9 protein-coding genes and 1 pseudogene are annotated in these 11,060 nt (G+C 60.2%); 9 read left to right on the top strand and 1 reads right to left on the bottom strand.

Annotation, left to right across the window (positions count from 1 at the left end):
* The 9 genes and pseudogenes from ACQKPC_RS02735 to ACQKPC_RS02695 all read left to right on the top strand — a co-directional run.
* A pseudogene (locus tag ACQKPC_RS02735) lies at positions 1 to 116 on the top strand (hypothetical protein); the annotation flags it as partial.
* A gap of 9 nt (positions 117 to 125) precedes the next feature.
* Positions 126 to 1,100: a RodZ domain-containing protein gene (locus tag ACQKPC_RS02730; RefSeq protein ID WP_427623021.1), complete on the top strand. Its 975-nt coding sequence runs from the start codon at positions 126 to 128 to the stop codon at positions 1,098 to 1,100.
* A gap of 3 nt (positions 1,101 to 1,103) precedes the next feature.
* Positions 1,104 to 2,213: a flavodoxin-dependent (E)-4-hydroxy-3-methylbut-2-enyl-diphosphate synthase gene (gene ispG, locus ACQKPC_RS02725; protein ID WP_008070966.1), complete on the top strand. Its 1,110-nt coding sequence runs from the start codon at positions 1,104 to 1,106 to the stop codon at positions 2,211 to 2,213.
* A gap of 37 nt (positions 2,214 to 2,250) precedes the next feature.
* Positions 2,251 to 3,540 (top strand): histidine--tRNA ligase, encoded by a 1,290-nt coding sequence (hisS, locus tag ACQKPC_RS02720; protein ID WP_063341451.1) that lies wholly within the window; start codon positions 2,251 to 2,253, stop codon positions 3,538 to 3,540.
* A gap of 40 nt (positions 3,541 to 3,580) precedes the next feature.
* Positions 3,581 to 4,222, top strand: a complete 642-nt coding sequence (locus ACQKPC_RS02715; RefSeq protein ID WP_007903605.1) for a tetratricopeptide repeat protein — start codon at positions 3,581 to 3,583, stop codon at positions 4,220 to 4,222.
* On the top strand, positions 4,215 to 5,366 hold the full coding sequence (bamB, locus tag ACQKPC_RS02710; RefSeq protein WP_032830306.1) for an outer membrane protein assembly factor BamB: 1,152 nt from the start codon (positions 4,215 to 4,217) through the stop codon (positions 5,364 to 5,366). Before ACQKPC_RS02715 ends, bamB begins: the two co-directional genes overlap by 8 nt.
* A 140-nt stretch (positions 5,367 to 5,506) precedes the next feature.
* Positions 5,507 to 6,976, top strand: coding sequence for a ribosome biogenesis GTPase Der (gene der / locus ACQKPC_RS02705; RefSeq protein WP_008070964.1), 1,470 nt, complete (start codon positions 5,507 to 5,509; stop codon positions 6,974 to 6,976).
* A 293-nt stretch (positions 6,977 to 7,269) separates the two neighbouring features.
* The gene (locus tag ACQKPC_RS02700) at positions 7,270 to 8,418 is read left to right on the top strand and encodes a pyridoxal phosphate-dependent aminotransferase (protein WP_427623016.1); all 1,149 of its coding nucleotides are present in this window, start codon (positions 7,270 to 7,272) and stop codon (positions 8,416 to 8,418) included.
* Positions 8,406 to 9,197: an amidohydrolase gene (locus ACQKPC_RS02695; RefSeq protein ID WP_427623015.1), complete on the top strand. Its 792-nt coding sequence runs from the start codon at positions 8,406 to 8,408 to the stop codon at positions 9,195 to 9,197. Before ACQKPC_RS02700 ends, ACQKPC_RS02695 begins: the two co-directional genes overlap by 13 nt.
* 158 nt (positions 9,198 to 9,355) lie before the next feature.
* On the opposite strand, the gene leuA is transcribed toward ACQKPC_RS02695, so the two are convergent.
* On the bottom strand, positions 9,356 to 11,035 hold the full coding sequence (gene leuA / locus ACQKPC_RS02690) for a 2-isopropylmalate synthase (protein WP_007903610.1): 1,680 nt from the start codon (positions 11,033 to 11,035) through the stop codon (positions 9,356 to 9,358).
* Positions 11,036 to 11,060 lie beyond the last annotated feature (25 nt).

Here is an 11,060-nt window from a genome sequence, read left to right as displayed (position 1 = left end):
CGCCGGGCTTCTACTACAAAACCTTCATGTACCCGCAATCGTTCTGGATGACCTACGAGAAGTACATTCGTAAGGCTGCCGGCCTCGGCCGCTCGGCAGCGAATCGCGTTAACCCCGGTGAGACTTTGCGCCAGGCCCGCGAAAGCAATGGCTGGTCGCTGGCCGAAGTGGCCCTCAAGCTCAACCTCACCGTCAATTCCCTGAGCAATCTGGAAGCCGGCGCTTTCGACAAGCTGCCTGGTCACACCTTTGCTCGTGGCTATATTCGCGCGTATGCCAAATTGCTCGGCATGGACCAAACCGTTCTGGTCCAGCAGTTCGACCAATCCACCGGCACCGACTCCCAGGGCAGCAACGTCCACAGCCTGGGGCGTATCGAAGAGCCGGTTCGGGTTTCCCACACCATTTTGCGAATTGTCAGCCTGCTGTTGCTGCTCGCGGTGATTGGCGGTGGTTTTATCTGGTGGCAGGATCAAACTTCATTGCGTACCAAGGACCTGATTGGCCTGGCGCCGGAACACGTTGAAGTCGAAGGCGCCGACGGCACCACCCAGATCCATCCACTGGACGAGCCGGAGGACCAGGCCGTTGCGCAAGGTCAGGCTGAAGGGGAAACACCTCTTGTGCTGCCTCAGGCCGAGACTTCGACCGAGGAGCCAGTCAGTGCCGAAACGAGCGCACCGGTTCCAGCACCAGCGGCTCCAGCAGTGACGCCTGCGGCTGCGGCCCACAACACTGCTCCGGTTGTCGCGACACCGGCGACGCCTGCACCGGCTGTTCCAGCTGTTCCGGCACCGGTTGTCACTGCTCCGATTGCTCCGACCGCCCCGGCTCCAGCTCCGGCAGCTCCGGTGGCCGGCCAAGGCCAGGTTCAACTGCAATTCACCGCCGATTGCTGGACGCAAGTGACCGATGGCACCGGCAAGGTGCTGTTGAGCGGTCTAAAGCGTAAAGGCGAAAATGTTTCCGTTAGCGGCAAGCCACCCTTTTCCGTGCGTCTGGGCTTCGCCCGTGGTGCGCAGGTCAGCTACAACGGGCAGGTGGTCGATGTCGCTCCGTTCACCAGTGGCGAGACTGCTCGCCTGAAGTTGGGTCAATAAGTCATGCACGGCGAATCTCCAATCAAACGTCGCGAATCCCGCAAGATCTGGGTCGGCAACGTGCCCGTGGGCGGCGATGCGCCTATCGCTGTGCAGAGCATGACCAACAGCGATACCAATGACGTGGCCGCCACAGTAGCCCAGATCAACCGTCTGGAAGCCGCTGGCGTCGATATCGTGCGGGTTTCCGTGCCGGACATGGACGCCGCCGAAGCCTTCGGCAAGATCAAGCAGTTGGTCAAAGTGCCATTGGTGGCCGACATCCATTTCGACTACAAGATCGCTTTGCGCGTCGCCGAACTGGGTGTGGATTGCCTGCGGATCAACCCGGGCAACATCGGTCGTGAAGACCGCGTGCGTGCGGTGGTCGATGCCGCCCGTGATCGCGGGATTCCGATCCGCATCGGCGTCAACGCCGGTTCCCTGGAAAAAGACCTGCAAAAGAAATATGGCGAGCCGACTCCAGCCGCGCTGGTCGAGTCCGCCTTGCGCCATGTCGAACACCTCGAGCGCCTGAATTTCCAGGACTTCAAGGTCAGCGTGAAAGCCTCCGACGTGTTCATGGCCGTCGCCGCCTACCGCCTGCTGGCCAAGGAAATCGTTCAGCCGTTGCACTTGGGCATCACTGAAGCCGGTGGTTTGCGTTCAGGCACAGTGAAATCCGCCGTGGGCCTCGGTATGCTGCTCGCCGAAGGGATTGGCGATACTATTCGCATCTCGCTGGCGGCCGACCCGGTCGAGGAAGTGAAAGTCGGCTACGACATTCTCAAATCCCTGCACCTGCGTTCCCGTGGTATCAACTTCATCGCCTGCCCGAGTTGCTCGCGGCAGAACTTCGATGTGGTCAAAACCATGAACGAGCTGGAAGGGCGCCTCGAAGACCTGCTGGTGCCGCTGGATGTCGCGGTAATCGGTTGCGTGGTCAACGGACCGGGCGAAGCCAAGGAAGCCCATATCGGCTTGACCGGCGGCACGCCAAACCTGATTTACATCGACGGCAAGCCGGCGCAGAAACTGACTAATGACAATCTGGTGGATGAGCTTGAACGCTTGATCCGTCAGAAAGCGGCCGAAAAGGTCGAAGCCGACGCAGCGGTAATCGCTCGCGGCTGAGCCTGACTAAAGAGCCGAACGAATTTAAGGATTTATAGTGAGCAAGTCTCTGCAAGCCATTCGTGGCATGAACGACATCCTGCCCGAACAGACTCCCCTGTGGCGTCATTTCGAAGGCACCGTCTCGCGTCTGCTGGATAACTACGGTTACAAGCAGATCCGCATGCCGATCGTCGAGTTCACCGAGCTGTTCAAACGCTCCATCGGTGAAGTGACCGACATCGTCGAAAAAGAGATGTACACCTTCGAAGATCGCAACGGCGATTCCCTGACCCTGCGCCCTGAAGGCACAGCGGCCTGCGTGCGTGCGGTGCTCGAGCACGGCATCACCGGCGGCGGTCAGGTGCAGAAACTCTGGTACATCGGCCCGATGTTCCGTCACGAACGTCCACAGAAAGGTCGTTATCGCCAGTTCCACCAGATCGGTTGCGAAGTCTTCAACCTCGACGGTCCGGACATCGACGCCGAGCTGATCGTGCTGACCTGGCGCCTGTGGGGCGAGCTGGGTATCCGTGATGCGGTCAAGCTCGAACTCAACAGCCTGGGCACCAGCGAGTCCCGTGGTCGTTATCGTGAAGCATTGGTCGACTACCTGTCCGCTCGCCTGGATCAACTGGACGAAGACAGCCAGCGCCGTCTGAAGACCAACCCGCTGCGGGTTCTGGATACCAAGAATCCCGACACTCAAGCGGCATTGGCCGACGCGCCAAAGATGGCCGATTACCTCGACGAAGAATCCCGCGTGCACTTCGAGGGCCTCAAGGCTCGTCTGGACGCCGCCGGCATTCCTTATGTGATCAACCCGAAGCTGGTTCGCGGGCTGGACTACTACAGCAAGACCGTTTTCGAATGGGTCACCGACAAGTTGGGCGCCCAGGGCACCGTATGTGCCGGTGGTCGTTACGACGGTCTGGTGGAGCAGATGGGCGGCAAGCCGACCACGGGCGTCGGTTTCGCCATGGGCATCGAGCGTCTGGTGCTGCTGCTTGAAACCCTGGAGCAGATTCCCGAAGAAATCTCCCGTCAGGTCGATGTCTACCTCTGCGCCTTCGGTGAAGCCGCCGAGCTGGCCGGTCTGACCCTGAGCGAACGCGTTCGCGATCAATTGCCCAACCTGCGCCTGCAAGTCAATGCCGGCGCCGGCAGCTTCAAAAGCCAGTTCAAGAAAGCCGACAAGAGCGGTGCGCTGTACGCATTGATCCTCGGTGACGACGAAATGGCCCAGCAAGTGGTAGGTTTCAAACCCCTGCGTGGCCAGGGCGAACAACAAAGCATTGCCTGGGATGCGCTTGCTGCACACCTGGCCACCTGCGTCGTGCAGGGTTGAAGCTGTCAAACAGCCGATTTAGCGATTAAGGAGTATTGGGGTGTCGAGTACCGAAGACGAACATCTGGCGGAGTTGAAGGACTGGTGGACACGCAACGGCAAGCCCCTGGTCACTGGCGGCCTGTTGGCGCTGGTCATCGTATTCGGCTGGCAGGCCTTTCAGAAGTATCAGAGCAATCAGTCGCAAGGCGCCTCGATTCTCTATCAGCAATTGCTCGAAACCACGCTGACGCCTGACGGCAAGCCTGATGCTGCACGTGTTTCGGACCTGGCCGGCAAGCTCAACAGCGAGTTCGGCGGCACCGCTTACGCACAATACGGCAGCCTGTTCGTGGCGAAAGTTGCAGTCGACAGCGGCAAGCTGGACGACGCAGCCAGCGAGCTGAAAGCCATTGTCGCCAAACCGGCCAACCCGGCACTTGGCGAAATTGCCCGTCAGCGTCTGGCGCAGGTGCTGGCCGCGCAGAACAAGGTCGATGAAGCCCTGAAACTGCTCGAAGGCGATGCCGACAAAGCTTTCCTGGCCACTCGCGAAGAACTCAAAGGCGACCTGCTGGTGCAGTTGGGTCGTACCGACGAAGCGAACACGGCGTATCAAAAAGCCAAGGCGGCACTGTCGGATGAAGCGGCGGTCGGTGGCCTACAAATCAAGCTGGACGACCTGGCCAAAGGGGATGCGTGACGTGATCCGTTGGAAACATGCAGCATTGCTGGCTCTGGCCATATTGGCCGCGGGTTGCAGCAGCAACAGCAAAAAAGAATTGCCTCCGGCTGAGTTGACCGACTTCAAGGAAGAAGTGGTTCTGCAAAAGCAGTGGAGTCGTTCGATCGGTGACGGTCAGGGCGAAACCTACAACATGCTGGTTCCGGCGATCGATGGCGATACCATCTATGCCGCCGACGTCACCGGTGTGGTGATGGCGATGGATCGCAGCAATGGCGACGTCAAATGGAAGAAAGATCTCGAACTGCCTGTCTCCGGCGCCGTTGGCGTGGGTTACGGTCTGGTCATGATCGGCACGCTCAAGGGTGAAATCGTTGCCCTGGACGCCAGCAGCGGTGAAGAGAAATGGCGCGCTCGCGTGACCAGTGAAGTGCTCGCGCCGCCGGCCACCAACGGTGATGTTGTTGTGGTTCAGACCCAGGATGACCGTCTGATCGGTCTGGATGCCGCTACCGGCAACCAGCGCTGGTTGTATGACAGCACGCCAGCGGTTCTGACCCTGCGCGGCACCAGCGCACCGATCGTCACCAACCGCCTCGCGGTGGCTGGCCTGTCGACTGGTAAAGTGGTTGCTCTGGATGTTTCCAACGGCGTGCCGGTGTGGGAGCAGCGCGTAGCGATTCCACAAGGTCGTTCGGAGCTGGAGCGTGTGGTCGATATCGACGGTGGCTTGCTGCTGTCCGGCGGTACGCTGTATGTCGCCAGCTACCAGGGTCGCGTCGCGGCACTGGATCTGGAAAGCGGTCGTCAGCTCTGGCAGCGTGATGCTTCCAGCTATGCCGGCGTTGCTCAGGGTTTTGGCAGCGTCTACGTGAGCCTGTCTGCAGGCACCGTTGAAGGCGTTGACGAACGTTCCACCACTGCCTTGTGGAGCAACGATTCGCTGGCCCGCCGTCAATTGTCGGCTCCGGAAGTGTTCTCCAGCTATGTTGCAGTCGGTGATATGGAAGGTTACCTGCACTTGCTGAGTCAGGTGGACGGTCGTTTCGTCGGCCGCGAGCGCATCGACAGCGACGGCCTGCGTGCCCGTCCGCTGGTGGTGGGTGACACGATTTATCTGTATGGCAACAGCGGCAAACTGGAAGCCCTGACCATCAAGTAATGGTTTGACTATGCTTGGGGTTAGTTCCCCAAGCGGCCCCGTTCTGCGGGGCTCGCAGCGCTTACAGGCGCTGCCCCGAGCACCAGCCGCTGCCTCGCAGCGGCTTTTGTATTTTCTGAAATAACGAAGTGGAGAGCCGCATGGTTCCCGTAATCGCCCTGGTGGGCCGACCGAACGTCGGCAAGTCCACCTTGTTCAACCGCCTGACCAGGACTCGCGACGCCATTGTCGGCGACTTGTCCGGACTGACCCGTGATCGCCAGTACGGTGAGGCCAAGTGGCAAGGGCGTTCCTACATTCTGGTCGACACCGGCGGTATCTCCGGTGACGAGCACGGTATGGACGAAAAAATGGCCGAGCAGTCGCTGCTGGCCATTGAAGAAGCGGATGTCGTTCTGTTCCTGGTAGATGCCAAGGCCGGTTTCACCGCGGCCGACCAGATGATCGCCGAGCACTTGCGCAAGCGTAACAAGCGTTCTTACGTGGTTGCCAACAAGGTCGACAACATCGACCCTGAAATGGCCCGCGCCGAATTCGCCCCGTTGGGCATGGGCCACGCGATCCCGATCGCCGGTGCTCATGGTCGTGGCATCACCCAGATGCTGGAAATCGCCCTGAGCGACTTCCCGAAAGATGACGAAGAGCCGGAAGAAGGCGAAGAAGAGATCGTTGCCGAAGGTGAGGAAGCCAAGCGCATTCCTGGCCCAAGCGAAAAAGACGGTATCAAGATCGCCATCATCGGTCGTCCGAACGTCGGCAAGTCGACCCTGGTCAACCGCATGCTCGGTGAAGACCGGGTTATCGTTTATGACCAGCCCGGCACCACCCGCGACAGTATCTACATCCCGTTTGAACGTAACGACGAGAAGTACACGCTGATCGACACCGCTGGTGTGCGCAAGCGCGGCAAGATCCACGAAGAAGTCGAAAAGTTCTCCGTGGTCAAAACCCTGCAAGCGATCAAAGACGCCAACGTGGTGATCTTCGTGATGGACGCCCGCGAAGGCGTGGTGGACCACGACCTCAACCTGCTGGGCTTTGCCCTTGAAGCCGGTCGTGCGCTGGTTATTGCGATCAACAAGTGGGACGGCATGACGCCGAGCGAGCGCGACTTCGTCAAGGTCGAGCTGCAACGTCGACTGTTCTTCGTCGACTTCGCCGACATCCACTTCATCTCGGCCCTGCACGGCACTGGCGTAGGCAACCTCTACGCGTCGGTACAGAACTCGTTCAAGTCCGCGGTCACCCGCTGGCCGACCAACCGCCTGACCCAGATTCTGGAAGATGCGGTCGGCGAGCACGCGCCACCGATGGTCAACAACCGCCGGATCAAGCTGCGTTACGCCCACTTGGGTGGTGCCAACCCGCCGATCATCGTGATTCACGGTAACCAGATCGAGAAGGTGCCGAAGTCTTACGTGCGTTACCTGGAAAACACTTATCGCCGTGTCTTGAAGCTGGTCGGTACGCCGATCCGTATCGAGTTCAAGGGCGGCGAGAACCCGTACGAAGGTAACAAGAACTCGCTCACCGACCGCCAGGTCAACAAGAAGCGTCGGATGATGTCGCACCACAAGAAAGCCGACAAAAAGCGCCGCGACAAGCGCTGATTCACGGCTCGCCCCATTTTGTGTGGGGGCTTGTTGTGGCGAGGGGGCTTGCCCCCGTTGGGTGGCGTAGCCGCCCCAAAACCATCCACCGTGGTCTGTCAGATAAACCGCGGTGCAGGTTTTACGACTGCTTCGCAGCCGAACGGGGGCAAGCCCCCTCGCCACAGGGTTATGTGGTGAATGTTTTAGAAGAAGGGCGCCGGTTGGCGCCCTTTTTTTATGGGCGCCGTTTGGGCTATTCTCGAGCTCTCCCGTGCCGTCGTAGAGCCGGGTGTAGAGCCAGGGAATCACCGATGATCACCAGTAAGCTGCCGAAAGTCGGCATCACTATCTTCACGCAGATGTCCCAGCTTGCGGCGCAAACCGGGGCGATCAATCTATCTCAGGGGTTTCCCGATTTCGACGGCCCGCAGGCCCTGCGTGATGCAGTCGGTCGGCACATCGCCAGTGGCCACAACCAGTATTCGCCGATGACTGGCTTGCCGGTGTTGCGTCAGCAGATTGCGGCGAAGATCGCTCGCAGCTACGGCGCCCATGTCGATGCCGACAGCGAAGTGACGGTCACTCCCGGCGCGACTCAGGCGATTTTCTGCGCCATTCAGGCGGTGATCCACAGCGGTGACGAAGTCATCGTGTTTGATCCTGCCTACGACAGTTATGAACCCTCGGTTGAGCTGGCCGGTGGTCGCTGCGTCCATGTGCAGTTGGGCCTGAATGACTTCGCCATCGACTTCCAGAAGCTCGCTGAAGCCATTACGCCGCGCACGCGGATGATTATCCTCAATACCCCGCACAACCCCAGCGGCGCGCTGATCAGTCGTGCCGAGCTCGATCAGTTGGCGGCGTTGATTCGCGACCGCGATATCTATGTGATCAGCGACGAGGTCTACGAACACCTGGTATTCGATGGCGTATCTCACGTCAGCGTATTGGCCCACGAAGAGCTCTATCAGCGCGCATTCGTGGTCAGTTCGTTCGGCAAGACCTACCACGTCACCGGCTGGAAAACCGGTTATGTCGTGGCACCTCCGGCCCTCACCGCGGAGCTGCGCAAGGTTCACCAATACGTCAGTTTCTGCGGCGTGACGCCACTGCAATACGCGTTGGCCGATTACATGGCCGAGCATCCGGAACACGTCGAAGAGTTGCCGGGCTTCTATCAGGCCAAGCGCGATCTGTTCTGCGATCTGCTGTCGCCGTCGCGCTTCAGTTTCACCCGCGTGGCCGGTACTTACTTCCAGCTGGTCGATTACTCGCAGATTCGCCCGGACCTCAATGATGTAGAGATGGCGCTGTGGATGACCCGCGAACATGGCGTCGCGAGCATCCCGATCTCGGTGTTCTACCAGACGCCACCCGAAGGCCAGCGCCTGGTGCGTCTGTGCTTTGCCAAGCGCGAGGAGACCCTGCGTGCAGCAGCGGCAAAACTATGCGTGATCTGAGTGCTCTGCCCAATCTGAATGTTGCGCTGATCCAGACCACCCTGGCCTGGCATGATCGTCAGGCCAATCTTCAGCATTTCGAGCCCTTGCTGGAACAGGCTCGCGGCGCGGACCTGATCATCCTGCCGGAGATGTTCACCACCGGTTTCTCCATGGAGTCGGAAACCCTCGCCGAGCCGGAAAATGGCCCCACCAGTAAATGGCTGCGGGTTCAGGCGGCGAAACTGGATGCGGTGATCACCGGCAGCATCATCGTTCAGGTGGCTGACGGCAGTCATCGCAATCGTCTGTTGTGGGCGCGGCCGGATGGGGAGGTGTGGCATTACGACAAGCGTCACCTGTTCCGTATGGCGGGCGAGCACAACCATTTCACCCCGGGCGAGCGTCAGGTGCAGTTCGAATTGAAGGGCTGGCGAGTGCGGCCGCTGATTTGCTACGACCTGCGTTTCCCGGTCTGGAGCCGCGACCCTCAAGACACCGACTTGTTGCTGTACACCGCCAATTGGCCGGGCGCCCGGCGCCAGCACTGGAACCGTTTGCTACCGGCACGGGCGATTGAAAACCTCTGCTATGTGGCGGCGGTGAACCGCATCGGTACCGATGGCAAAGGCTTTGCGTATACCGGTGACAGTCAGGTGCTGGATTTTCAGGGTGAGACATTGCTTGGCGCGGGCGATGCTGATGGTGTCTTCAAGGTCGTTCTGGATGCGGCGGAGCTGGCGGCTTATCGCGCGCGGTTTCCGGCGAATCTGGACGCGGATACCTTCGAGTTCACGTAACCGATCGTTCCCACGCTCTGCGTGGGAATGCAGCCCGTGACGCTCCGCGTCACTGGACGCGGAGCGTCCCTTGAGGCGTTCCCACGCGGAGCGTGGGAACGATCAACAAAAAGGCCCCGAGGTTCTCACCCCGGGGCCTTTTGCATTGCAGCGCTAACTTACGCCGCTTTCGCTTCCGGCTGGCTCAGGGAGCGGTTCAGCGCGCTGAACAGGGCCTTGAAGCTGGCGGTGGTGATGTTTTCATCGATGCCGACGCCGTGCACCGCACGCTCACCATTTACGCGCAGTTCAATGTAGGCCGCAGCCTTGGCATTGGTGCCCGCGCCGATGGCGTGTTCGTTGTAGTCCATGATTTCCACCGGAATCGGCAGACCGGCCACCAGCGCTTCCAGAGCGCCGTTGCCCTTGCCACGCCAGTGCAGGTTGGTTTCGCCCTGACCTTTGCTGGAGACTTCCACTTCCACGGCGCTGTGACCGTTTTCTTCCTGCAAGCGATGGCTGACCAGCGCGTACGGGGTGTTGGCCTGCAAGTACTCGCTGTGCAGCAACGCGTGGATCTGCTGGGCTGTCATCTCAAGGCCCAGACGATCGGTTTCACGCTGCACGACCTGGCTGAACTCGATCTGCATGCGGCGCGGCAAGTTGATGCCGTATTCCTGTTCCAGCAGGTAAGCGATACCGCCTTTGCCCGACTGGCTGTTGACGCGAATCACCGCCTCGTAGCTGCGGCCGATGTCGGCCGGGTCGATCGGCAGGTACGGAACTTCCCACAGGGCGTCCGGTTGCTGCTGGGCGAAGCCCTTGCGGATCGCATCCTGGTGCGAGCCGGAGAACGCGGTGTGAACCAGATCGCCGACATACGGGTGACGTGGGTGCACAGGAATCTGGTTGCACTCTTCGACGACTTTGCGCACGCCATCGATGTCGGAGAAGTCCAGCTCAGGGTCGACGCCCTGGGTGTAGAGGTTCAATGCCACGGTCACCAGATCGACGTTACCGGTCCGCTCGCCGTTGCCGAACAGGCAACCTTCGACACGGTCGGCACCGGCCATCAGGCCCAGCTCGGTGGCGGCCACGCCAGTGCCACGGTCGTTGTGGGTGTGCAGGCTGATGATCACGCTGTCACGACGGTTGATGTGGCGGCCGAACCATTCGATCTGGTCGGCATAGATGTTCGGGGTGGCGCATTCAACGGTGGCAGGCAGGTTGAGGATTACCTTGTGCTCAGGCGTCGGGTTCCACACTTCGATCACCGCGTCGCAGACTTCCTTGGCGAACTCGAGTTCGGTAGCGCTGAAGGTTTCTGGCGAGTACTCGAAGGTCCACTCGGTGTCCGGCTGCTGGGCGGCGTATTTGACGAACAGCTTGGCGGCGTTCACGGCGATGGCCTTGATCCCGTCCTTGTCCTGGTTGAAGACAATGCGGCGGAAGGAAGGGGAGGTCGCGTTATACAGGTGAACGATGGCTTTCTTGGCCCCGCGCAGGGATTCGAAGGTACGTGCGATCAAGTCTTCACGGCCCTGGGTCAGCACCTGAATGGTGGTGTCGTCCGGGATGTGGCCGTCTTCGATCAGGGTACGCACGAAGTCGAAATCGGTTTGCGAAGCGGCCGGGAACGAGGCTTCGATTTCTTTCACGCCGACTTGCACCAGGGTTTTCCAGAAACGCAGCTTCTTGACCGCGTCCATCGGCTCGATCAGCGACTGGTTGCCGTCACGAAGGTCCGAGCTGCACCAGATCGGCGCGGCGGTAATGGTCTTCGATGGCCAGGTGCGGTCCGGGATGTCGATGGTCGGGAACGCGCGGTATTTCGAAGACGGGTCTTTGAGCATGCTCATCGGGAAATCCTTATTGTGTGGGCCG

The organism is Pseudomonas sp. NPDC089918, assembly GCF_050280605.1.
GTDB lineage: Bacteria > Pseudomonadota > Gammaproteobacteria > Pseudomonadales > Pseudomonadaceae > Aquipseudomonas.
This window is presented reverse-complemented; position numbering and strand designations above follow the sequence as displayed.